The following is a 23755-nucleotide window of genomic DNA, read 5'->3' as shown; positions in this document are numbered from 1 at the left end:
ATCCTTTATATGTTTCTTTAATTAATAATTCTTTTAACTTAGATATTTCTAACTTTTACATGGTAGAAAACATTTGGTTTAGTACCAATGTGCTCTAACAAGTGGTAAGATCTATCAGACTCAGCTAATTTAGTAATTTCTGATTCTTTATCATTCACGTCTCCAAATACCATAGCTCCGCTTGAACAAGCTGCTGAACATGCAGTTTCAAATTCGTTTGCACGAACTGCTCTACCTTCATTCTTAGCTTTTAATACAGTTGCTTGTGTCATTTGAATACACATTGAACATTTCTCCATTACCCCTCTTGAACGAACTACTACGTCTGGGTTTAAAACCATACGTCCTAAATCGTCATTCATGTGGTAATCAAACTCACTATTTTGAGCGTATAAGAACCAGTTGAAACGTCTTACTTTGTAAGGACAGTTATTAGCACAGTATCTCGTACCAACACAACGGTTATATGCCATATGGTTTTGACCTTGACGACCGTGTGATGTAGCAGCTACTGGACATACAGTCTCACAAGGAGCGTGGTTACAGTGCTGACACATGATTGGTTGGAAAGCTACTTGTGGATTATCAGCTGGGTGCTCCAAGCTTTGGAATGCCTCACGGTATTCTCCAAATCCTTGTGTATTTTCTTTCAACTCAACATCTCCAGCAAATGTATCTTCAGATGAATAGTATCTGTCAATACGCAACCAGTGCATATCTCTACTTCTTCTAACTTCAGATTTACCAACTACAGGTACGTTGTTTTCTGCATGACAAGAAATTACACAAGCACCACAACCAGTACAAGCATTCAAGTCAATCGATAAATTAAAGTGGTGTCCTACTGATCTATCAAATGATTCCCAGATGTCAATGCTTGATGCATTTACTTCTTGGTGGTCATAAGATACTTGAGGAAGGATATTCCACTCTTCTGCATTCTTAGTATTGAAGATCTCTAAAGTTGTATCTTTAACGATATCTCCTCTACTCATTAATGTATTTTGTAACTGAACACAAGCAAACTCGTGATCTCCACTTGCCTTAGCAATTGTTACATTTTGTACATTATTAAAGTTTGCATATAATTGGTATGCATTTACACCAACTTGCATTTCTTCTTTTAATGCTGCTTTTTTACCATAACCAAAAGCTAAACCTACAGTTTTAGGCGCTTGTCCTGGTTGGATTAAAGCAGGAACGTTTTCAAGCTTAACACCGTTAACTTCTAAAGTAACATAGCTACCATTTAAACCTCCGTTTGCAACGTGGTAATTTTTAATACCTAATTCTTCAGCGTCAACTCTTGCAATAGTTACGTAGTTATCCCAAGATACACGTGTAATTGGATCTGGGAACTCTTGTAACCAAGGGTTATTAGCTTGTTGTCCATCTCCCATTCCTGTTTTAGTGTATAACACTAATTCGAAATCTCCAGCTTTCTTAGCTTTAGCTAAATTAGCAGCAGCAGATGAAAACTCGATGTTAGATGAAATTTTACCATTAGTACCAACAACAGCAAAACCATCGTGAACTAATTGGTTCCATGTTTTATCAGAAACTACAGATTTACCAACAGCTTTTACATAATCGTAGTAAGCTTCGTTGTTTCCACTCCACAATAATAAAGCGTCTTGGAATTGTCTTGTTTCAAATAAAGGACGGATTGTAGGTTGCATAACTGAATAATGACCTTTTTTGATCATTACATCTCCCCAAGACTCTAAGTAATGAGGTGCAGCAGCAGCGATAGTAGTTACTAAAGCAGTTTCGTCTTCTTTTAAAGAGAAAGCAACTGAAGTTTTTACTTTACCTAATCCAGCTACGAATGCAGCGCTATCAGCCATTGTGTAAACTGGGTTTACTCCTGACATGATTAATGTGTGAACATTACCAGCATTCATATCTTTAACAAGTTGAGCTACTTTAGCAGCGTTACCTTGTCTAACGTATTTTGTTTGCTCTGGTAAGAAAGCTTCTGATTGTAATTTCTCATTGATTGCGAATACTACTAATTGAGCATCAACATCATCAAGACCAGTTACAACAACTCCTCTTGTACCAGCAGCTTTAAGTTGCTTAGCAGCTTTAGCGATTTCAGCATCATAAGCAGTAGCACTACCTGAAACTGAACCACCAACGATTTCATTGTATAACTTAACTAAAGCAGCTTTTTGCTCAGTTACAGTTAATGGAATTCTAACGTCAGCATTAGCTCCAGCTAAAGACATATTTGCCTCCATTTGGATATGCTTAGACATTTTTCCGTTTTTAGGAATACGATTGTTAGCGTAAGCTGCATCGTAACCTCCACCTTGCCAATCTCCTAAGAAATCTGCACCAACAGAAACAATTACATCAGCATTAGCGAAATCGTAATCAGCTAATCCACGAGTTCCATAAGCTTTTTCATAAGCATCTGCAGCAGCAGAAGATGAAACAGCATCATAAACAACGTGTTTAGCAGTTGGGTTAGCAGCGATAAACTCTGCAATTAATTTATCAGTTGATGGACTTGCCATTGTATTTGTTAACAACACAACGTTTCCTCCACTTGATTTAGCATCTTGTAAACTTGCTTTTACTTTTAAATCAACCTCGTCCCAAGAAGCATTCTTCCCTTCGATTTTTGGTTGCTTCAAACGTAAGCTATCATACATTGATAAAACTGATGCATTTACACGAGCGTTAGCTCCTGAGTATGCATTAGCAAGTTTGTTATTTTCAACTTTAATAGGACGTCCTTCTCTTGTTTTGATCAAAACGTTCACAAAGTCAAATCCGTCTGCTACAGTCGTTGCATAATAATCTGCAACACCAGGAATGATTTCTTCTGGCTGAACTACATACGGAATAGATTTTACAACAGGTCCTTCACAAGCTGCTAATGTTGCTGCAGCCGTAGAGAAACCTACATATTTCAAAAAGTCTCGACGAGTTGTAGATGAAGAAGACAATGTTTCTTTGTCTCCAAGAAATTCGTTAGTAGGAATTTCGTCAACAAATTCATTGTTTCTTAGCGTCTCAACAATAGAACTATTTTCATTCAGCTCCTCAACACTTTTCCAGTATTTTTTGTTTGATGCCATTGTATATATATATTAGCTTCTTATTCTTAAATAATTATTAATAGTGACATTTACCACACTCTAATCCACCCATTTGAGCTACTGTCAATTTCTCAACTCCGTATTTCTCAGATAATTCTTTGTGAATTTTAGCGTAATACTCGTTGTCAGCTAACTTAACGTCAGTTTTTCTGTGACAGTCGATACACCATCCCATTGTTAATGGAGAGTGTTGTCTCATAATTTCCATTTCTTCAACTGGACCGTGACAAGTTTGACATTCTAAACCTGCAACATTCACGTGTTGAGAGTGGTTATAGTATACAAAGTCAGGTAAATTGTGAATTCTAACCCATTTAACTGGTTTTTCTTTTCCAGTGTATTTCTGAGCTGAAGCATCCCAACCTACTGCGTCATACAATTTTTGAATTTCACCTGAGTAAAATTCTGGTGTATACTTACCGTAATCTACACCCTCGTCTCCTGTAAATTCATTGATGTTTTTATGACAGTTCATACAAACATTCAAAGATGGAATTCCTGATGTTTTACTTGATCTCGCTGAAGAGTGACAGTATTTACAATCAATACCATTATCACCAGCGTGAATTTTATGTGAGAAATGGATAGGCTGTACTGGCTCATACCCTTTATCAACACCAATCTGCATCATAAATCCATAAGCGAACCATGAACCTATTAATACAAAAACAATAGTAGAAACAATTACTAAGAATTGATTCTTAACGAATGCTTTACACAATGGAACTGTTTGGCGTACTTCTTCAGTCAATCCATTAGCTTCAACAACCTTGTTTAATACCTTCTTAACGAAGAACAACATTGTTACTAATAGCATCAACACAACAACTAAAGCACCTAAAACAACAACGTTAGAAACATTATCACTGCTTCCTCCTCCTTGTTGTCCTGCAGCAGCACCAGCTACAGCAGCTTTAGGCTCTGCTTTTTGCTCTGACGTATAAGCTAAAATGTCATCAATATCCCCATCAGATAAACCTGGGAAGTCATTCATGACAATCTTATTCCAGTCATTAAAAAGCTTTACAGCCGTTGCATCTCCTGACTTAATAAGAGACGAACTACTTTTAATCCACTTGTGAAGCCATTCAACGTCACCATCGTGACGCTCAACTACTCCTCTAAGAGCTGGACCAGTAGCATTTCCATCTAACTTGTGACAAGCTGCACAGTTAGAATTAAACAATTCCTTACCTTTTGCTGCATCTTGAGCAAACGAAATTGTAGTAAACGATAGCATTAACGCTAAACAAAAGAATAAAATCTTTGAAAACGAATTATGGTTACCCACTTTTTTCATAGTTATAAAATGATTTTCAACTAAACTTGGTCTTATTTAACAGCCAATTAGACCGCTATCTTATACACCTTATTTACAAACTCCGACAAAAATACAATTTATGACTTACTCTTAAAACCTTTACAGGCGTTAATACATAATTTATACACGTTCTAAATAGATAAAAACAAGGGCATTTTCAAGAATATTTGTAATTTTGTCCAAATCACTATTCATTATGAGAATTTTAAGAATATTTATCGCCTTAACTCTTATACTAATTACTAATAACACAATTAGTGCTCAAAGTAAAAACACAGTAATAAATGAGCCTGCGGCTATAAAAGAATTAGTTAACAAGAAAAAACAGGTTAATACTTCTACAATTGTCAATGACAAATACAAAATCCAGATTTTTTACGGAAAAAATTCTGATGCAAATGCTGCCATTTCAAGATTCAAAAGAAGTTTCCCTTCAACTAATGCAACAATAATTTACACTAACCCTTCATACAAAGTTTTAGTCGGAAATTATAAAACAAGATTAGACGCAGAGAGAAACTTGAAAATAATTCAAAAAGAATTTGACAACGCTTTACTTATCTACCCTGGTAAATAAGTAATAACTACATTTTCATAAAAAAGGCGACAAACGTATGTTTGTCGCCTTTTTTATTTTCCATCACTCCCATCTTATTCCCAAATTGACCCGTCCTGAAATAACTGTACAGTTTTAAAACAGTTAAAAATGGAAAATAGTAATCAAACAAGACAAAAAAAGACAGATCGTTATCACTTGAAATTTATTGAAAAAGTAATTCAAGAAATAGAAAATGGAGCTACCCAAAGTTCAGTTACTCTCAAGTATGATTTAAGGCAACCAACGGTGAGTCGTTGGATCAAGAAATATGGAAGTATAGAGTTTCATCAAACACGCAGGAATAAAATTTATTCAGAAAGCTTAAAACGTCAAGTAGTTCATAGTATTACAGAACACAAAATGACTATAAAAGAAGCTTGTATAGCGTATGGAATCGAAAGTAAAAGTACAATAACAAATTGGTTGTTAGTTAATTACAATAAAAACAAAGATCTTTGTAAAGAAATTAACATTCCAATTCTTATGGAAGAAAAAACAACTAATTTAGAATCTTTAGAAGTAAAAGCTTTAAAAAAGGCTTTAGCTGAAGCACAATTTAAGATAGTAGCATTAAATACTTTGATTGATGTAGCAGAAAAAAAATTGGATATTGATATTAGAAAAAAGTCTGGTTCCAAGCAGTTGAAGAAGTAAAACTCTTATATCCTACCAAGGGAATAGACAAAATATGTAAACTGTTTGGGAAAACACGAAGTGCTTATTATCAGTCAATTAATAAATATGAGCGGCAATCAATAAAAGATGATATCATCTTACAAGAAGTATTGAAAATCAGAACCAGCCTTCCTAAGGTAGGTACTCGAAAACTTCAGTATATGCTCCAAGAACGCTTAGCTACACATAAGATAAGCATAGGCAGAGATTATTTATTTGATTTATTAGATAGTCAAAAAATGTTGATTAGGCAGCGCAAACGAAAAGCATACACAACAGATTCTAGAGCATGGAGAGGTCAATATTTGGACTTGTATAATGGTGTAAAGGTTATTAGACCAGAGCAATTTTGGGTAAGTGATATTACATATATACGACTAAATAATGCTTGGGGATATCTGAGTTTAATCACAGATGCTTATTCACATAAAATAATGGGATATAGTTTTAATCTAGATTTGACTACAAAAGGGTGTTTGAAAGCCTTAACAATGGCGTTAAAAAATAGAATGTATACAGAAAAACTTATTCATCATTCTGATAGAGGATGCCAATACTGTAGCGCTACTTACACTCAGTTATTAATAGATAACGATATATCAATAAGTACTACACAAAGTGGAGAGCCAAGAGATAACGCAGTAGCAGAGCGAGTAAATGGTATAATTAAAGGAGAGTTTAATCTAAACTACTCAAGTTTAGGGTATCAAAAAACTAAGGAAAAAATAGGTAATAGCATAGAAGCTTATAATCAAATTAGACCTCACGATAGTTGTGATAGATTAACTCCTAATCAAGCGCACCTAAAAACAGGGGTGCTTCCTAAAAGATGGAAGAATTATTACAAGAATAAAACAGAGAAAAAAGAACTTGTACAGCAGTAATAGGATTACTGAAATAACTGTACAGTACAAAACAGGATTATCAACTATAGCTGTACAGCTATAGTAGGACGAGACAAATCTTAAAATAATTTTTTACATATCATTTAAATAGTATTTGTATAGTGTATGTATACTCTATGTATAGTGCTTGTATACTTTCTATGTAAAAATATACAAGCAGTGTAGAAGCACTACACATAAAATATACAAACACCAAAAATAACATTAACAAAAAATAGTTAATCGATCAAGATAACTCCACCTATACGATCAAAGAGTATAAAATAAAAAGGCAAAAAAAGAGCCCTTGGTGTTTTACCAAGGGCTCTTCTGATATAATAGTTGACTGATACTATCCTACTAAATTGATAATCTTACCAGGAACAATAATAATCTTTTTAGGTTCTCTTCCTCCTAATTGCGCAATAGTTCTTTCGTCTGCTAATACAGCTTCTTGAATTTGCTCTTGTGTTAAGTCTAAAGGCAATTCAATTTTGAAACGCATTTTTCCGTTAAATGAAACTGGATACTCTTTAGAACTCTCAACTAAAAATTCTGGTTTAAATATTGGAAACTCCGCTTCTGAAACAGAAGTTGTATTTCCTAACATTGACCATAACTCTTCTGCAATATGAGGTGCATAAGGAGCTACTAAAACAGCTAATGGCTCAAGAATAGCTTTGTGGTGACATTTTTGTTGAGACAATTCGTTCACACAAATCATAAACTGAGAAACAGATGTATTAAATGAGAAGTTCTCAATATCTTCTGTTACCTTTTTAATTGTTTTGTGTAATGATTTAAGCATATCTGCACTTGGTGCTTCATCTACTACCACTACTCCATTGTCATCTGCATATAATCTCCATAATTTTTTCAAGAATCCTGCAACTCCAGAAATACCAGCAGTATTCCAAGGTTTAGCTTGCTCTAATGGTCCTAAGAACATTTCATACAAACGCAATGTATCTGCTCCATATTCGTTACAAATATCATCTGGATTTACAACATTGTAGTACGACTTAGACATCTTTTCTACCTCATGCCCAACGATATATTTACCGTTTTCATTTAAAATAAACTCAGCATTTGCATAGTCTGGACGCCATTGTTTAAATCCTTCTGTATCTAATTCAGATGAAGAGTTAACTAATCCTACATAAGCGTATAATTGTTGAACTTTCTCATCTTTAATCATATCCTTAGAGATAAAAGTATTTGTTCCATCAATGCGGTAAACAAAAGCAGAAGTACCTAAAATCATCCCTTGGTTAATCATTTTCTTAAATGGTTCTTCAGTTGGTGCAACACCAATATCTTTTAAGAACTTATTCCAGAAACGGCTATACAACAAGTGTCCTGTTGCGTGTTCGCTACCACCAATATATAAGTCAACATTTTGCCAGTATTTCAATGCTTCTGCTGATGCAATATCTTCTGTATTTGAAGGATCCATATAACGCATCCAATACCACGAAGAACCAGCCCAACCTGGCATTGTATTTAATTCTAATGGGAAAATTGTTTTCTCATCAATTAAAGAGTTGTCTACTACTTTATTATTTACAGTATCCCAAGCCCAAACATTTGCATTTCCTAATGGTGGTTGACCATCTTCTGTTGGCAAATACTTTTCAACCTCAGGTAAAACGATTGGCAAATGTTTATTGTCAATCATCTTAGGCAATCCATTTACATAGTAAACAGGGAATGGCTCTCCCCAATAACGTTGACGAGAGAAAACAGCATCGCGTAAACGGTAATTCGTTTTCCCAGCTCCTTTTCCTAATTCTTCTAAAGCAGCAATAGCTTTTGCAGTTGCTTCTTTATACCCTAATCCATTTAAGAAATCAGAGTTTTCAAGTACAAATCCTTCTTTTTCTGCAAATGCTTCTTCAGAAATGTCTTGATTAAATATATTTTTAATTGGAATATTGAAGTGTTTTGCAAAAGCATAATCACGACTATCTCCAGCAGGAACAGCCATAACAGCACCTGTACCATAACCAGCTAATACGTAATCACCAATCCAAATTTCAATTGGTTCTTTTGTAAAAGGATGTTCTGCATACGCCCCTGTAAACACACCAGAAATTGTCTTAACATCAGCCATACGATCGCGCTCACTTCGTTTTGAAGTTGCTTCAACATATGCCTCAACTTGTGCTTTTTGCTCTGCTGTAGTAATTTTCATCACTAAATCGTGCTCTGGCGCTAAAGTCATAAAACTTACACCAAATACAGTGTCAGGACGAGTTGTAAACACCTCTATTGTATCTTCTCCTTCCTTTAAGTTAAAAGTAATTGAAGCTCCAACAGATTTACCAATCCAATTACGTTGACTTTCTTTAATACTCTCAGTCCAATCCAACGTATCTAATCCTTGCAATAAACGTTCAGCATAAGCAGAAATACGCATACTCCACTGCTTCATTTTCTTACGTACTACAGGATGTCCACCACGTTCAGATAAACCGTCTTTTATTTCGTCATTAGCTAAAACAGTACCTAAAGCTGGACACCAGTTTACTTCTGTTTCTGCTAAATATGTTAATCTATATTGTAAAAGCACAGTTTCTTTTTCATCTGCAGAAAATGCGTTCCACTCTTCAGCTGAAAACACAGTAATATTATCTGCACATACTGCCTCTACATTTGCATTACCTTCTTTCTCAAAAATAGCAACCAAAGACGCAATAGCCTCAGCTTTATCCGTAGCTTTATTGTACCAAGAGTTAAACAATTGGATAAAAATCCATTGTGTATGCTTGTAATAATCAGCATTTGATGTACGTACTTCACGACTCCAATCAAAAGAAAAACCAATTTTATCAAGCTGTTCTCTATAACGAGCAATGTTAACTTCTGTTGTCACTGCAGGATGTTGTCCAGTTTGAATAGCATATTGCTCTGCAGGTAAACCAAAACTATCATAACCTTGTGGGTGTAATACATTAAACCCTTTATGACGTTTGTAACGAGCAAAAATATCCGATGCTATATACCCAAGAGGGTGTCCTACGTGTAGTCCTGCTCCAGATGGATAAGGAAACATATCTAACACATAATACTTCGGCTTGTCTGATTCATTTTCAGTTTTGAAAGTTTGATTTTCTCTCCAAATTTTTTGCCACTTAGCTTCAATTTCGTTTGGATTATATTTCATACTATTTAAATATATATTCTATTCAACAATCTCATTTAGTGCTCCGATTATACGAAAAACCACGTCAATTCACGCAAAAATAAACTATATTTATAACAATTAGAAAACTTTAATCGTTATTGTCTTAATAAAAACATTTTTGTTTGCTATTTTTACGCACTTAAATTCTAATCTATGGCTAGTTCGTACGAAAAATACCAAAAACGAAAATTACTTTCGTCTTATTTTTCAGTCATTCTCAGTATTTTCTTGGTTCTCTTTTTGTTAGGGAGCCTAAGTTTATTCGTAATTAACTCTAAAAAAATCTCCGATAATTTTAGAGAAAACATTCCTATGACAATATTTTTTGAGTCAAATACAGCTAAAGCTGACTTAGATAAGTTTGACAACAAACTTTCTACAGTGGAATATGTAAAAGATTACACCTTTGTTTCTAAAGAAGAAGCAGCTATTAGTCACAAAGAAACTCTTGGTGAAGACTTTGTTGAATTCTTAGGATTCAACCCTTTACAAGATTCTTTCGACTTACACCTAAAAGGTGATTACGTTGTAAAAGACAGTATAGAAAACATAATCAAAGAATTACAGACTACTAAATCTGTAAGTGATATTACTTATGACAAACAATTGGTCGATCTTGTAAATGACAATATCAAAAAAATCACTAATTGGGTTTTAATTGCTGCTGGAATATTAACTATTATCTCAATGTTATTAATAAACAGCTCGCTGAGATTATTAATTTTTTCAAGTAGATTTACTATCAAAACTATGCAAATGGTTGGAGCAACAAAACGCTTCATCAGAAGACCTTTTATTTGGCATAGTATGAAACTTGGTTTCATAGGTTCTATATTAGCTATTGGAGCTATTGTAGGACTAACATTTTATGTTGACAATAAATTCCCGGATTTAAATATTAACCCTACTGAAGATTATATTCCTCTTGTAGTTGTAGGACTTGGTATTCTTATTTTAGGTACAATTATCACAAGTATTAGTACATTTTTTGCAACACAAAGATTCTTGAATCTTAAATCAGATGAACTTTATTAATTATGAAAGATCAAAATAATAACATTGCCCTTTTTTCTAAAAAGAACTATACTATGCTAATTATTAGCTTAATAGTAATTGCTTTGAGTTTTGTATTGATGGCAGGTGCAGCAAATGATGACCCTACTCAATTTAATGAAGACATCTACAGCTTTAGACGTATTCACCTTGCTCCAACCGTTTTTTTCATAGGAATTGGACTTGCTGTTTACTCAATTTTCAAAAAAGAAAACAAATAATTATAATAACTTTAAATGGATTTATTACAAGCCATTCTCCTTGCAATTGTAGAGGGGTTAACAGAATACTTACCAGTTTCTTCAACAGCTCATATGATTTTCGTAAGTTCTTATTACGAAATACAAAATGACGATTTCGTTAAACTATTTCAAACAGCTATCCAATTCGGAGCAATTCTTGCCGTAGTCGCATTGTACTGGAAGAAGTTTTTTGATTTCACTAAACTTAATTTCTATGTAAAATTAGTGTGTGCTGTAATTCCTGCACTTGTTTTAGGAAAGCTATTAGATGAAAAAATTGACGCAGTTTTAGGGGAGACTATTTACATTGCATATATGCTAATCTTTGGAGGATTTGTCTTGTTATTTATTGACAAATATTTCAAAAACCCTAAAACAGTTAAAGAAGAGGATATTACTATAAAACAAGCTATTGCGATTGGTTTTTGGCAATGTTTAGCGATGATGCCAGGAACAAGTAGATCGGCTGCTTCTATCATTGGAGGAATGCAACAAGGACTTTCTCGTCAAGTTGCCGCAGAGTTTTCTTTCTTTTTAGCAGTACCAACAATGCTTGCTGTTACAGTTTATTCAATTGCTCTAAAAAAATACGAATCTGGTAAAATCGGATATGAGTTATTATTAGAACATCCAGACAATATGAAATTGTTTTTACTTGGAAATGTAATCGCTTTTGTTGTTTCTATATTTGCTATTAAATTCTTCATTGGAATTATTAAAAAATATGGTTTTAAACCTTGGGGATACTACCGTATTGTAGCAGGAGTTATTTTATTAATCTATTTTGGTTATTTAAAACAATAATGATAAACTATACCGCAGAAGCATTTCAAAACGGACAAATTTTATTGGTAGACAAACCATTAAATTGGTCTTCTTTTCAAGCAGTTAACAAAATAAAATGGTTGCTTAAAAAGAACTATGGATTAAAAAAGATAAAAGTAGGTCACGCTGGTACGTTAGATCCTTTAGCAACAGGCTTATTGATTGTTTGTACAGGAAAAGCTACTAAGCAAATATCTGAATTACAAGGACAGATTAAAGAATATACAGGTACAATTACTCTTGGAGGAACAACACCTTCTTATGACCTTGAAACAGAAATAGACAAACACTATCCAACGGAGCATATTACGCCCGAACTTTTAGAAGAAGCAAGGGTATCTTTTTTAGGTGAAATACAGCAAAGACCTCCTATTTTTTCTGCTTTGAAAAAAGATGGTAAAAGACTTTATGAACACGCAAGAAAAGGGGAAGAAGTAGAGATTCCAACAAGACCAATCACTATTGAAGACTTTGAACTTACTGGTCAAACACTACCTAATATTGATTTTAGAGTAGTTTGTTCTAAAGGAACATATATTCGTTCCCTTGCTTATGATTTTGGTTTAAAACTAAATTCAGGAGCGCACTTAACTGCGTTAAGAAGAACAAAAATTGGAGATTACGACATCGTTAATTCTGTTAGTTTAGAAGAATTTGAAGCTGAAGCTGAAAAGAATTCTATCGAACAAAACCAATAATAAAAAAGGCTATTTCTCAATGAGAAATAGCCTTTTTAGCTTTCCATTACCTACTCTTCTTTACTCATAAATAATAATTGATAAACATTTCCATTATTATCTACTCCTTCAACTCCACCTTCTAAAGAGCGTTTTACATCTATATAAATTTCTTTTTTATTATCGCTACATATTCTACCTGCTCCAACATCTCCTTTTAATGCTATTTTACCTCTATAGGTATTCCCTTCGTTATCTACACCTTCTACCGTATAAATTTTTCTTTCTTTAACTATATCTTTATCAACACCATTAGGTGTCTGCCCTTGTTCCGTCAAAGAAACCTCTCCCTTCTCTGTATCAGAATGTTCTTTACAACTCACTAAAAAAACCATACAGATACACAAAAAACATCTAAATAGCTGAAATACTTTGTTTTCCATATCAAGTTTTTCCTTGTTTTTATTTTATTTGACTAAACTAAGTATAATAAATAGGAAAAAAACAAAATAAAAAGCGAACTCCCATATATTTTGAGTAAACTCTTCATTATTCCATTAGAAATTACTTGACTATAAATACTGTTACCCCTATCTTCGTCAACAACAAAATATTTATTATGAAAAAAATAATAGTATTAATCCTACTAATTTCTAATTGTGTTTGGGCACAGAAAACTACTTTTAAAGAAGGTGATTTTATTTTTCAAAATATAAATTGCGGACCTCTATGTGAAGCCATTAATGAAGTTACTTTTGGTTATAATGACATTAACTTTAATCACATAGGTATGGTTATTAATTACGATAATAAATTACAGGTCATAGAGGCAACTTGGCCTAAAGTAGCCATCACACCTTTGGAAGACTTCTTATCAAAAACACCTAACACAATGTATTTAGGAAGACTATTACCAGAATACACAGACCTTATAACAGAAGCTAAAAATTTTGCAATCAAACAGGTAGGTATTCCTTATGACGTTAATTATTTAATGGATAATGAGAAATATTATTGTTCTGAATTAATCTATGACGCATTTAAATATGCTAATGAAGATAAAGAGTTTTTCAAACTTTATCCGATGACTTATAAATCAAAAACAACAGGAGAGTTTTTCCCAGAATGGTTAAGTTATTTTGAAAAACTTGGACAAGAAGTCCCAGAAAACTTATTAGGCTGTAACCCAGCAGGATTATCTTTATCAAAAAAAATCACTATTGTAGGAGCAATCGTACAATAGTGATTTTTTAAAATATTATTTATCAAGAGACAACATTAATTCAACTACTTCGTTTTGAACCTCTTGTCCTTTGTTCTTTGTGTACCATTTTTGAAGCTCTACAGCCCCTGTTTGATCAAAGCTACCGTGCTCTGCTTTGTAATCAGCAACCAATTTTGTAGCACCTGCTGGACGTGGTCCCCAATCACCTAAAACTTTTAATGTATCAGCTTCAACGATAACTAATTTAGGAATTGATCTTCCTCCATTGGTTAAAAACTGATCCATTAATTCTAAGTTCTGATCTCGGAAAACAATCTTCATTTCTACTTTATCTGTTACTTCCGCCATTTTATTTAACATTGGTACAGACTGAGCAGCATCACCACACCAGCTTTCAGAAATTACAATCCAAATATACTTTTTAGTTAAATTTTTCAGACTCGTTGTCGCTTCCTCTGAAACCTTTAATGTTTTATCTAATCGATGTAACCTTGCCTCATTCAACTCAGCGTAAGCCATATAATCATCTTTTATATTTAACGCAGCCTTATCATTTTGTAATGCATTAGTTACAAACTCACGAAAAGCAGAATAAGTTAAACTATTATCTAACGTTTTTTGTTCGATATGTCCCATTTTATGTAAATTTATTGTTCGTTTCTATCAAAGATACTATTTTAAAACCAAAATACCATTTACACGATGAATACAAAATCTATAGGCTTATCTTTATCAGGAGGAGGATTTAAAGGAATTGCTCATGCAGGGGTATTACAGTATTTAAAAGAAAAAAACATTACACCAACTGCAATCTCTGGAACGAGTGCTGGATCAATTGTAGCAACCCTATACGCCTCTGGTATTAATCCAGAAGAAATATTACATTTATTCAAGTCTGTCAACATTTTTAACTGGCAACATTTTACCTTAAAAAAAGCTGGTATAATGGATGTGAATACTTTTGACAAATACATCAAAAAGGCTTTTGAAGACAAAACATTACAAGATTTAAATATTCCAGTTTATATTAATGCTACCAATATAGCTACTGGGAAAATCCATTTCTTTGAACCCAATACAAGAATTGTAGATGCTGTATTAGCTTCAAGTGCATTTCCTGGAGTATTTTCACCTTACTTAATTGGCGATAATTTATATAGTGATGGCGGTATTTTAAACAACTTTCCAACTAAAGTTTTAAAAGACCAATGTGATTTTGTGATAGGCAGCAACGTATGTCCTATACAAACCGTTCCTCAATCTGACTTAACTACCATCCGTTCAATAACCTTCAGGGCTTACGATTTAATGACAGCAATGAGCAATATTGTACACGGGCGTATTTGTGATGTCTTAATAGAACCCGAAGAGTTAACATTATATTCCACATTTGAAAGAAATAAGAAGAAAATGGATGAGATGTTTGCTATTGGTTATCAAGAAGCTAAAAAATCATTTGAGAAGAATTCAGATATTTTCAAAAAAGCTATTTTATAGAAGTATATAATCTTTATATTTGCAAAACTTTAAAAAATTATCTTTCAATGAAGTACAAAAGAATTCTACTAAAATTAAGTGGAGAAGCATTAATGGGAGATCAACAGTATGGTATTGATCCTAAAAAATTAGCAGAATATGCTGCTGAAGTAAAAAAAGTTCACGATTTAGGTGTTGAAATTGCAATTGTAATTGGTGGAGGGAATATTTTTAGAGGTGTTGCTGGAGCAAATGTCGGAATGGACAGAGTGCAAGGTGATTACATGGGAATGCTTGCTACAATTATCAATGGTATGGCATTACAAGGTGCTTTAGAAGCAGCAGGAATGTTAACAAGACTGCAAACAGCTTTAAAAATTGAAGCAGTAGCAGAACCTTATATCAAAAGAAGAGCAGTTCGTCACTTAGAAAAAGGTAGAATTGTTATTTTTGGAGCTGGAACAGGAAATCCTTATTTTACTACTGATACAGCTGCAGTTTTAAGAGGTGTAGAAATCAATGCCGATGTTATTTTAAAAGGAACACGAGTTGATGGAGTTTATACTGCAGACCCAGAAAAAGATCCTACAGCAATTAAATTTGAAGAAATTACTTTCTCAGATGTATTAACAAAAGGATTAAACGTTATGGATACAACAGCATTTACATTGAGTAGAGAAAATGAACTACCAATTGTTGTATTTGATATGAACAAACAAGATAATTTATTAAAAGTTTGCAAAGGAGATGATTCAGTAGGAACTACTGTATCTGTAAACATTAAGTAATTTTATATTATGACTGAAGAATTAGAACTAATTATTGCGTCTGCAAAAGAGTCAATGGATAATACTGTTGCTCACTTAGAAAAATCTCTTTTAAACATTCGTGCTGGAAAAGCTTCACCACAAATGTTGGGATCTGTTTTTGTTGATTACTATGGATCACAAACTCCTCTTTCTCAAGTAGCAAATGTTAGTACTCCTGATGCCAGAACACTTTCAATTACTCCTTGGGAAAAAAATATGTTACAACCTATTGAAAAAGCAATTATGATTGCTAATTTAGGATTGAACCCAATGAATAATGGTGATAATATTATCATTAACGTTCCTGCATTAACGGAAGAAAGACGTAAAGATTTGGCTAAACAAGCAAAATCTGAATGTGAAGATGCAAAAATCGGTATTAGAAATGCTCGTAAAGACGCTAATAACGACATCAAAAAAGAAGAAAAAAATGGAACTTCTGAAGACATCTGTAAAGGTGCTGAAGAAAGAATTCAAAAATTAACTGATAACTTCGTTAAGAAGATAGAAGATATTCTATCTGCTAAAGAAGTAGAAATCATGACAGTTTAAAAAAAATCCGCAAGTATGCGGATTTTTTTTTATAATATATTCAATATCATCTTATCTGCTTTCTTTAAGCTTTAACATTCCTACAACAAACTTATCACACTCATAATCAATAGTTTTTCATTATCTTTATAATCATACCGTTAAATTAAATACGGTTATTTAGTAACAAAAAAAGCTATAATTATGACGACAAAAATTTACTCCCCTGAAGAACTTCAAAAAATAGCCCCCGTTTTTGGACAACTTTCATTTGACAATCACGAACAAATTGTTTTTTGTCACGACAAAGATTCAGGATTAAAAGCAATTATTGGAATTCACAATACAACCCTTGGACCAGCACTTGGAGGAACCAGAATGTGGAATTATACTTCTGAATGGGAAGCTTTAAATGATGTTTTAAGGCTCTCAAGAGGAATGACTTATAAGTCTGCTATTTCAGGGCTTGATTTAGGTGGAGGAAAAGCTGTTATAATTGGAGATTCTAAAAAAGATAAAAGTCCAGAATTAATTAAAGCATTTGCTAATTATGTAAACTCCTTAGGTGGAAGATACATTACAGCAGAAGATGTAGGTACTACTACAGACGATATGGATTTAATTCACAGTATTACCCCACACGTGACTGGTATTTCACAAAGCCTTGGAGGATCAGGTAACCCTTCTCCTGTGACAGCTTATGGTGTTTTTATGGGATTAAAAGCTGCAGCACAATTTCAATTTGGTACAGATAATTTAAACGGTAAAAAAGTACTTGTTCAAGGTATAGGAAATGTAGGAGAAACTTTAGTAAAACATCTTGTTGAACACGGAGCATTAGTACAAATTACAGATATCAATCAAGAACGCGTAACTCAGATAGCAGAAAAATATAATGTACAACAATTCACTGGTGACGATATCTACAGTGCAGACGTAGACATTTATTCACCTTGTGCACTTGGTGCAACTATCAATGACGATACTATAGAAAAAATAAAAGCCAAAGTAATTGCTGGTGCTGCTAACAATCAATTAGCCGTAGAAGCAATACACGGAAAAAGGTTACAAGAAAGAGGTATTGTTTACGCTCCAGACTTTTTAATTAACGCAGGAGGAATTATAAATGTATTTGGTGAGATAGTTAAATACGATTTAAATGAAGCTCTAAGAAGAACCGAAAACATTTACAATACAACATTAGAAGTATTAAACTATGCAAAACAGCACGGATTAACTTCACAACAAGCAGCTATGAAAAAGGCAGAGGAAAGATTAAACGCAAAAAAATAATAAATCCAAAAAAGGCTAACATCTGAAAAATGTTAGCCTTTTATTTATATCCCTCGACTTACTTTGTTTAAATTTAAGGCCTACCATTTCTATATAAACAAAGGACAATAACAAAGCACTTTTTTAAATAAGTACAATATCTAAGTAACTTTTACTCAATTCTATTTAAATCTTTCGCTATTCCCTCTATTTTGACCCCAATATCGCCTGAATTACAAAATTCACTATTCCATAATAGACAATATTTTACTAAATTTGCAGGTATTTTATAATATCCAAATCAAGACACTGATTACTAAAAATATAAATCACGATGAAACATACGAAAATTATCGATCTTTTAGGTGGTAAAGGTCTTCTACACGAAGTAAAAGCAAAGGGATGGGTAAAAACGTTTAGAAACAGCCAGTTTATAGCGTTAAATGATGGATCCACTATTAACAATATTCAATGTGTTGTTGATTTAGATAAGTTTCCTGCAGAACAATTAAAAAGAATTCACACAGGAGCAGCAATCTCAGTTAGAGGTACACTTGTAGAAAGTAGAGGAGCAGGACAAAACGTAGAAATTCAAGTTGAAAAACTTAAAATCTACGGAGAGGCAAATCCTGAAGAATATCCAATTCAACCTAAAAAACACTCTTTAGAATTTTTACGTGAAAATGCTCACTTAAGAATTAGAACGAATATGTTTGGTGCTATTATGCGTGTACGTAGTACTATTGCATATGCTGTACATAAATACTTCCAAGAGAATGGTTTCTTCTATTTCAATGCACCTATTATCACAGGTTCTGATGCTGAAGGAGCAGGAGAAATGTTTCGCGTAACTTCATTAGATTTAAACAATCTTCCTCGTACAGAACAAGGAGAAGTTGACAGTAAAGAAGATTTCTTTGGAAAAACAACAAACCTAACAGTATCTGGACAATTAGAAGCTGAAACTTATGCAATGGCATTAGGTTCTGTATATACATTTGGACCAACTTTCCGTGCTGAAAATTCAAATACATCAAGACACCTTGCTGAATTTTGGATGATTGAGCCAGAAGTAGCCTTCAATACATTAGATGACAATATGGATCTTGCAGAAGACTTCATTAAAAATGTTATCAAGTACACTTTAGAAAAATGTGAAGACGACTTAAAATTCTTAGAAAAACGCTTATTAGAGGAAGAGAAATCTAAACCACAAGCTGAGCGTAGTGAAATGTCATTAATTGAAAAATTACGTTTTGTAGTTGAAAACAACTTCAAACGCGTTAGCTATACAGAAGCAATTGACATTTTAAGAAACTGTAAGCCGAATAAAAACAAAAAATTCAACTATATCATTAACGAATGGGGAGCTGACTTACAAAGTGAGCACGAACGTTACTTAGTTGAAAAACACTTCAAATGCCCAGTAATCTTATTTGATTATCCAGCAGATATCAAAGCATTCTATATGAGAATGAACGAAGATGGAAAAACTGTTCGTGCAATGGACATTCTTTTCCCTGGAATTGGAGAGATTGTAGGTGGTTCTGAAAGAGAAGAACGTTACGACGTATTAATGGACAAAATTGCCAAAATGGGAATTGATGCAAAAGAATTATGGTGGTACTTAGATACACGTAAATTTGGAACTGCACCTCACAGTGGTTTTGGTCTTGGATTCGAACGTTTAGTGTTATTTATGACAGGAATGACAAACATTAGAGATGTAATTCCTTTCCCAAGAACACCGCAAAACGCTGAGTTCTAATTTATTTAACAACATACAAAAATGTTTACTTTAATCGCATTTTTTTCTTAAATTTGGAAAAGAGGTGTTTAGAGTAAACATTTTTTATTTCTATTAAATTTCTTAAAAATGCTAAAACAAAGTTTACAACTTAAATTATCACAAAAATTATCTCCTCAACAAATTCAGTTGATGAAGTTAATTCAGTTACCTACGTTAGCATTCGAACAAAGACTTAAAGAAGAACTTATAGAAAATCCAGCACTTGAAGTAGGAAAAGAAAATGAATTAGCAGAAGTTGAAGATTATACAGAAGATTTTGAAGATTATGATAGTGAGCGCATTGAGGCCGAAGATATCAATATCGATGAATATTTAAGTAATGATGAAACTCCCGATTATAAACTTCAAGCAAATAACTACAGTAAAGACGATGAAGATTATGAAGCACCAATTATTGCTCACGAAAGTTTTCACCAAGACTTACTAAACCAATTAAACACTTTTATTCTTTCAGATTCAGATAGAGTAATCGCAGAATTCCTTGTAGGGAGTATTGACGATATGGGATATATCCGTCGTGAAACACAAGACATCGTTGATGACTTAGCCTTTACACAAGGTGTTTACACAGACGAAGAAACAGTGGAAAGAATATTACTATTAGTTCAAGAACTTGACCCAGCAGGAGTTGGTGCGCGTGATCTAAAAGAGTGTTTATTACTTCAATTAAAACACAAAACACCTACTGAATCTATCGATTTAGCAAAAGATATTATCGAAAATCAATTTGATGCTTTTACTAAAAAGCATTACGATAAACTATTGCAAAAATACAATGCTACAAAAGAGCAATTAAGAAATGCAATCGATGAAATTGAAAAATTAAATCCTAAGCCAGGAGGAGCGTATATAGGTAATGATCGAGCAGTCGAACATGTAGTGCCAGATTTCACAATTAAAATTAATGAAGGAGAGCTTGAATTACTTTTAAATGGAAGAAATGCACCCGAACTACACGTTTCTAAAGATTACCAAGAAATGTTACAATCGTATAAAGACTCAGCTAAAATTAGCAGTGCTCAAAAAGACGCAGTACAATTCATAAAACAAAAATTAGATGGTGCTAAATGGTTTATTGACGCTATTAAACAACGACAAGAGACTTTAATAGTTACTATGAGTGCCATTCTTGAATACCAAGAAGAATACTTTCTTACAGGAGATGAAACAAAACTAAAACCAATGATTTTAAAAGACATTGCAGATTTAGTTGGTTTAGATATTTCAACTGTTTCACGTGTTGCTAACAGTAAATATGTAGATACACCTTATGGTACAAAACTGATTAAAAACTTCTTTTCAGAAGCTATGATTAATGATCAAGGAGAAGAGGTATCTACTATTGAAATTAAAAAAATACTCCAAAATATCATTAAAGATGAGGATAAAAAGAAACCTTATCCAGATGATAAATTAGCAGAGTTATTAAAAGAGAAAGGATATCCAATTGCAAGAAGAACAGTTGCAAAATATAGAGAACAACTTGACATTCCTGTAGCAAGAATGCGCAAGCGTATTTAATTTTATACTATCGTCAAATGAAAAAATTATTATCTCTTTTTTCATATATATTTCATCCGATATTTGTTCCTTTTTATACGGTACTCTTATACTTTAGTATTACTTACTTCTATTTTTCAAAACTCGAGATTTCAATAATACTTGGACAAGTACTTATTTTAACTTGCTTAATTCCAATTAGCATTTACTTTTTACTAAAATCATTGGGAGTAATCAAATCTTCTGTAATGGTAAGTAAGCCAAGTGAAAGAATAATACCTTATGTTATAAATATTTTTCTACTTATAATCCTAAAGTATTATGTTCTTTACAACAATAGCGCTTATGCGATAAATTTTTATATATGGGGATTAATTTATAGCTATATCGCTTTATTAATTTTTATTTTTTTTAGACTTAAATGCAGTGCCCATATAGCACTTTTAGGAAGTTGTTTACTGTTCTTTATTACACAATTAATTGAACATCAAAACGTAAACTTAATAGGAATTATAGCCTTAATATTTATAATTGGATTTACAGCGACATCACGCTTATACTTTAAAGCACATACGTCGACAGAAATAATATTAGGCTTTTTGATAGGAGTAATTCCACAACTATTTTTCTTTTCACTAACTTACAAAATGTAAAACATCACCCCTACATTAAGTAAACGCAGCTTGTTTTTATCATCCTGGATAACATTGTTTTTATAAACATTATTCAATCCATAATACATATAAAAATTCCACGTATTAAATCCTGCAGACATATACACTCCGTATAGCCACTTATTAATATCCTCATCTCCTCTCATAGTGGTTGAGTATTCTCCTGTAGTAGTTTTACTTCGATCACCAAAAACATAACTTGCTTTAAAACCTAAGTGAACCCTCCAAAACTTATGTGAAAAAGGTGTAGATGTACGCCATCTTAATTCAACAGGAAAATCAACTGCGTGCAATGAAACACTACTCTTTTTATAAGAATCAAGAATTATATGGTCGTGTTCAGTAGTTAAACCAAGGTTTCCTCTTAGATTTAAATAAGAGTACCCTATACCTGGAGCAATTGCCATTGTTCTTTTCTTATTGACAGGGAAATCGCGTAAAAATCCCCCATTCACACCAATTGAAACAGAATTTGGCGAAAAACCAGCAGGTTTATCTTGCAATAATGTATGTGTAATACCAAAGTAAAATTGGTCTTCTCTATATTTTAAATCAGCTTGTTGAATACTATCATTATTATGCTGAGAAATACTTTCCATTTCTTGAGCATTAACCCCTATATTCCCAACAAAGAATAAAACAAAAACGATTAACTTTTTCATTTGATTGCCTAATAATTAAAATGAATATACTAAACCTACTCCAAGAGTCTGTTTAAACTGAACCTTAGGTCCTTCTAATACTTGAACACCATCACGTTCAACTTTATTCTTAACATTATCATCGTAAATCATATAAGCTCCAACATTGGCTCTTACATAATTATTCACTTTCAAATCTAACTTGAACTCCCAACTTACATCAATGTTTCCAAAATGATCAACATAATCACTGTAGAAGGTCAACTTATGTTCAATAAAAATATTTTTAAATATCTCTTTTTTCCACTCATTACTTAAAAGGAAACCAATCTCAGCTTTATACTTTTTTCCCCTTCTTATAATATTTCCTAAATCATCTTTCTCAGCTTTTTCAACACCAAATGCCCCCTGATCTGCTAAACGTTGATCATTCACAAAAGTTGCTTTATACGTAACTGGTGAAATATAAAACTTCATACCTGTTTTTGGAGTCACGTATTCCGCCCCCCAACCAACAAATAAATAAGCTGGAGCAAACCATCTCGATACAGGATCGTCAGTATTTGGATAATTGTATCCGTCTGTAAATTGTGATTTAAAATTCAGTTTAGCCACATAATACCAATCTGAAATTGCTGTGGATTTATAACCAAATGTAGAATTATACTCTAATACGTCATCAGACTTACGAAGTTCACGATCAGATTGCTTATTTACACCATAACGGACATTTAGGACATTATCCCAACTCAAACGTCCTTTTATATATTTACGGCCAAATTCTCCTTTAAAAAGCCCGGCAATTGAGTTCTCCCCTCCAGCACTCCAATTAACAAAAGCTATCTGATTAAAATCAAGTCCTAACTTATTTTTCTTCTCCCAATATCCAACTATTTCATTGTTTATAGGTAAAACATTAAGGTTAATCAAAGGATTAAACGTTGCTTTAATAGGATTAACTTTTGGTTTAGCACGTTCTACAAATATCTCTGGTTTAAAGAAAGGAACATCTCCATAAACATCATTATTTCCATAAGAAATAATATTTTCATTATAATTCTTCGCTGGTAAAAAACCCATCAACGGGTTAAAAGGGTTTTCTTGTAAACTAATCGTATCGCTTTTTATACTTTGTATATCTCGCTTTGCTTCTGTTTCTTGCACAGGTATATTCTGCCCGTAAGAAGATAAAAATCCTCCTAAAAAAACAGCTATAAATAAACACGTATTAAACTTTCCCAAAAC

General features: G+C 33.0%; 21 protein-coding genes. 14 read left to right on the top strand and 7 right to left on the bottom strand.

Annotated elements, in window-relative coordinates; genetic code table 11:
• Positions 1-38: 38 nt before the first annotated feature.
• Positions 39-3089, bottom strand: coding sequence for a TAT-variant-translocated molybdopterin oxidoreductase (locus GQS07_RS06430; RefSeq protein ID WP_158210105.1), 3051 nt, complete (start codon positions 3087-3089; stop codon positions 39-41).
• Between the two features lie 37 nt (positions 3090-3126).
• Positions 3127-4410 (bottom strand): cytochrome c3 family protein, encoded by a 1284-nt coding sequence (locus tag GQS07_RS06425; RefSeq protein WP_090405546.1) that lies wholly within the window; start codon positions 4408-4410, stop codon positions 3127-3129.
• Between the two features lie 217 nt (positions 4411-4627).
• Between GQS07_RS06425 and GQS07_RS06420 the strand changes: the two genes are divergently transcribed.
• From GQS07_RS06420 to GQS07_RS06410, 3 genes are all read left to right on the top strand, one after another.
• Entirely contained in the window at positions 4628-5008 is a 381-nt protein-coding gene (locus GQS07_RS06420) for an SPOR domain-containing protein (RefSeq protein WP_158210104.1), read from the top strand.
• A gap of 129 nt (positions 5009-5137) precedes the next feature.
• Positions 5138-5683: a hypothetical protein gene (locus tag GQS07_RS06415; RefSeq protein ID WP_158209197.1), complete on the top strand. Its 546-nt coding sequence runs from the start codon at positions 5138-5140 to the stop codon at positions 5681-5683.
• A gap of 23 nt (positions 5684-5706) precedes the next feature.
• Positions 5707-6588 carry an IS3 family transposase gene (locus tag GQS07_RS06410; protein WP_158211316.1) on the top strand — a complete coding sequence of 294 codons (882 nt, stop codon included), beginning with the start codon at positions 5707-5709 and terminating at the stop codon, positions 6586-6588.
• 352 nt (positions 6589-6940) lie between these two features.
• On the opposite strand, the gene leuS is transcribed toward GQS07_RS06410, so the two are convergent.
• Complete coding sequence (gene leuS, locus GQS07_RS06405) at positions 6941-9754, bottom strand: leucine--tRNA ligase (protein ID WP_158210103.1); 2814 nt, start codon at positions 9752-9754, stop codon at positions 6941-6943.
• A gap of 174 nt (positions 9755-9928) precedes the next feature.
• Here leuS and GQS07_RS06400 point away from each other — a divergent pair, with 174 nt between their 5' ends.
• From GQS07_RS06400 to truB, 4 genes are read left to right on the top strand one after another with little or no spacing between them, the layout of a single operon-like run.
• Positions 9929-10810 carry a cell division protein FtsX gene (locus GQS07_RS06400; protein WP_158210102.1) on the top strand — a complete coding sequence of 294 codons (882 nt, stop codon included), beginning with the start codon at positions 9929-9931 and terminating at the stop codon, positions 10808-10810.
• A gap of 2 nt (positions 10811-10812) precedes the next feature.
• A complete protein-coding gene (locus GQS07_RS06395) occupies positions 10813-11049 on the top strand; it encodes a DUF3098 domain-containing protein (RefSeq protein WP_158210101.1) in 237 nt (78 codons plus the stop codon).
• Positions 11050-11064: 15 nt separating this feature from the next.
• Positions 11065-11874 (top strand): undecaprenyl-diphosphate phosphatase, encoded by an 810-nt coding sequence (locus GQS07_RS06390; RefSeq protein ID WP_158210100.1) that lies wholly within the window; start codon positions 11065-11067, stop codon positions 11872-11874.
• Positions 11874-12593, top strand: coding sequence for a tRNA pseudouridine(55) synthase TruB (gene truB, locus GQS07_RS06385; RefSeq protein ID WP_158210099.1), 720 nt, complete (start codon positions 11874-11876; stop codon positions 12591-12593). Before GQS07_RS06390 ends, truB begins: the two co-directional genes overlap by 1 nt.
• A gap of 50 nt (positions 12594-12643) precedes the next feature.
• On the opposite strand, the gene GQS07_RS06380 is transcribed toward truB, so the two are convergent.
• Positions 12644-13015 carry a hypothetical protein gene (locus tag GQS07_RS06380; protein WP_158210098.1) on the bottom strand — a complete coding sequence of 124 codons (372 nt, stop codon included), beginning with the start codon at positions 13013-13015 and terminating at the stop codon, positions 12644-12646.
• A gap of 176 nt (positions 13016-13191) precedes the next feature.
• On the opposite strand from GQS07_RS06380, the gene GQS07_RS06375 reads away from it, so the two are divergent.
• Positions 13192-13815, top strand: a complete 624-nt coding sequence (locus tag GQS07_RS06375; protein WP_158210097.1) for a YiiX/YebB-like N1pC/P60 family cysteine hydrolase — start codon at positions 13192-13194, stop codon at positions 13813-13815.
• 15 nt (positions 13816-13830) lie between these two features.
• Here the strand turns inward: GQS07_RS06375 and GQS07_RS06370 are convergent, their stop codons facing one another.
• Entirely contained in the window at positions 13831-14433 is a 603-nt protein-coding gene (locus GQS07_RS06370) for a thioredoxin family protein (protein WP_158210096.1), read from the bottom strand.
• A gap of 66 nt (positions 14434-14499) precedes the next feature.
• Between GQS07_RS06370 and GQS07_RS06365 the strand changes: the two genes are divergently transcribed.
• From GQS07_RS06365 to rpoN, 6 genes are all read left to right on the top strand, one after another.
• Entirely contained in the window at positions 14500-15294 is a 795-nt protein-coding gene (locus GQS07_RS06365) for a patatin-like phospholipase family protein (protein WP_158210095.1), read from the top strand.
• Positions 15295-15341: 47 nt separating this feature from the next.
• A complete protein-coding gene (pyrH, locus tag GQS07_RS06360; RefSeq protein ID WP_090405574.1) occupies positions 15342-16061 on the top strand; it encodes a UMP kinase in 720 nt (239 codons plus the stop codon).
• A gap of 9 nt (positions 16062-16070) precedes the next feature.
• Positions 16071-16634, top strand: a complete 564-nt coding sequence (frr, locus tag GQS07_RS06355; protein ID WP_158210094.1) for a ribosome recycling factor — start codon at positions 16071-16073, stop codon at positions 16632-16634.
• 183 nt (positions 16635-16817) lie between these two features.
• Positions 16818-17906, top strand: a complete 1089-nt coding sequence (locus tag GQS07_RS06350) for a Glu/Leu/Phe/Val dehydrogenase dimerization domain-containing protein (protein WP_158210093.1) — start codon at positions 16818-16820, stop codon at positions 17904-17906.
• 313 nt (positions 17907-18219) lie between these two features.
• The gene (asnS, locus tag GQS07_RS06345; RefSeq protein ID WP_158210092.1) at positions 18220-19653 is read left to right on the top strand and encodes an asparagine--tRNA ligase; all 1434 of its coding nucleotides are present in this window, start codon (positions 18220-18222) and stop codon (positions 19651-19653) included.
• Positions 19654-19761: 108 nt separating this feature from the next.
• Entirely contained in the window at positions 19762-21216 is a 1455-nt protein-coding gene (gene rpoN, locus GQS07_RS06340) for an RNA polymerase factor sigma-54 (RefSeq protein WP_158210091.1), read from the top strand.
• A 619-nt stretch (positions 21217-21835) separates the two neighbouring features.
• Here rpoN and GQS07_RS06335 read toward each other — a convergent pair.
• Positions 21836-22531: a porin family protein gene (locus tag GQS07_RS06335; protein ID WP_158210090.1), complete on the bottom strand. Its 696-nt coding sequence runs from the start codon at positions 22529-22531 to the stop codon at positions 21836-21838.
• Positions 22532-22546: 15 nt separating this feature from the next.
• Positions 22547-23752, bottom strand: a complete 1206-nt coding sequence (locus tag GQS07_RS06330) for a DUF3078 domain-containing protein (RefSeq protein WP_233269319.1) — start codon at positions 23750-23752, stop codon at positions 22547-22549.
• Positions 23753-23755 lie beyond the last annotated feature (3 nt).

The organism is Myroides phaeus, assembly GCF_009799805.1.
Lineage (GTDB): Bacteria > Bacteroidota > Bacteroidia > Flavobacteriales > Flavobacteriaceae > Flavobacterium > Flavobacterium phaeum_A.
Note: the sequence above shows the minus strand (reverse complement) of the source record. Positions and strands in the feature narration are given on the sequence as shown.